Genomic DNA, 1,573 nt, shown 5'->3' on the forward strand with positions numbered 1-1,573 from the left:
AAATAAGCTATTTTCAAAAATTTACTGGCTAGAAAATGGGTCTCTATTCGAGTTTATTGAAGAATACCAAGTCGCGAAAGAAAAAATGACCGTATATCGAAATAAACTTGAAAAGGAAAAAGTGGTAAAAACAAATCCTCAATCTAAACCAGCAAAAAAGATCAATACAAAATCGCGAAATATAGAAAACATTGAAAATGAGATCTATCAGTTAGAAGAAGCGATTAGTGAAATAAATAAGCAAATGATGCTTGAAAGTGATCTAAACAGTTTACAGAAATACCACCAAGAATTGGAAGCATTAGACTTGAAAAGTATGGATTTATATAAAGAACTAGACGAATGTATTTAATGAGGAAATATGGTAAGTATTTACTAATGGATACTTTTATTACGTATAGGCATAATCATCAATTCAATGAATGAGATAGATAAATGACATAGTACTTGCTCATGTCTCAAATAGAATTAATAAGCTATAAGGATTACGATTCTATTTAGGTGGTGAGTATATGTTTTATGATGATCTTTTTAGCAGATATCCTGGGCCAGGTTATGCACAACCAGGACATGGACCAGGTCAAGGTCAAGGCCAAGGCCAAGGACACGGGCCAGGATATGGACCAGGCCAAGGCCAGGGACACGGGCCAGGATATGGACCAGGCCAAGGCCAAGGACACGGGCCAGGATATGGACCAGGTCAAGGTCAAGGACACGGACCAGGATATGGACCAGGTCAAGGTCAAGGACACGGGCCAGGATATGGACCAGGTCAAGGTCAAGGACACGGGCCAGGATATGGACCAGGACATGGCCACGACCATGGTCACGGGCATGGTTATGGACCTGGACATGGGCATGGATTTCCAGGACCAGGAGGGTATTGGTCGGGAGGATATTATATTTTTAACGGAAGAAGATGGCACTTTATTCCTGGAGTCGGATGGGTTGTTGTATATTAAAAAAATATAAAGCTGATTAATCTTTTTAATCAGCTTTTACATAATTTATCGAAAAATAGTATGAGGAGATGACGTAATGGGAAAAGTGATTAGATTTGAGCTTCAAGTACCAAATATTGAGCAAGCAATCGATTTTTATTCTAAGGCCTTTGGATGGAAGTTTACACAAATGCCTGGTCAGCATGAATATTATTTTATTCAAACAGGAGAATCAGCCGACAAAGGAATCGATGGAGGATTAATGCTTTCTCCAGATGGCCAGACACGTACAACGAATTCAATCGATGTTCCTTCGATTGATGAAGCGATTGATAAAGTTATGAACAATGGTGGAAATATAGTAGTTCCTAAAACGGCTATTCCTCAAATGGGTTATTTTGCATACTTTATTGATAACCAGGGCTTACTTTTTGGACTTTCAGAAGAGAACACTAGCGCTCAATAATTCAAAAAAAATACCAGTATCCAATTAATCGGATAACTGGTATTTTTATTAATTTTTTTCTACCCCAAAAACAATGCCGCCTTTTTCTCTAGCGGTCTCAGTTACAGTTAAAACTACCTTACTAAGTTCCTTTAAATTTTCATATTCAGCTTGGTTAGATTCTTTA

At 37.9% G+C, this 1,573-nt stretch carries 3 protein-coding genes; all 3 read left to right on the plus strand.

Annotation, left to right across the window (positions count from 1 at the left end):
- Window positions 1-352 (plus strand): hypothetical protein (locus ACFTSA_RS24425; protein WP_377954684.1); only part of this gene is annotated, 352 nt, incomplete at its 5' end.
- A gap of 167 nt (window positions 353-519) precedes the next feature.
- Window positions 520-972, plus strand: a complete 453-nt coding sequence (locus ACFTSA_RS24430) for a hypothetical protein (protein ID WP_377954686.1) — start codon at window positions 520-522, stop codon at window positions 970-972.
- A 66-nt stretch (window positions 973-1,038) separates the two neighbouring features.
- Window positions 1,039-1,407: a VOC family protein gene (locus ACFTSA_RS24435; RefSeq protein WP_377954687.1), complete on the plus strand. Its 369-nt coding sequence runs from the start codon at window positions 1,039-1,041 to the stop codon at window positions 1,405-1,407.
- Window positions 1,408-1,573 lie beyond the last annotated feature (166 nt).

Origin of the sequence: Arthrobacter sp. NPDC057013 (genome assembly GCF_042674585.1) — a bacterium.
Classification (GTDB): Bacteria; Actinomycetota; Actinomycetes; order Actinomycetales; family Micrococcaceae; genus Arthrobacter.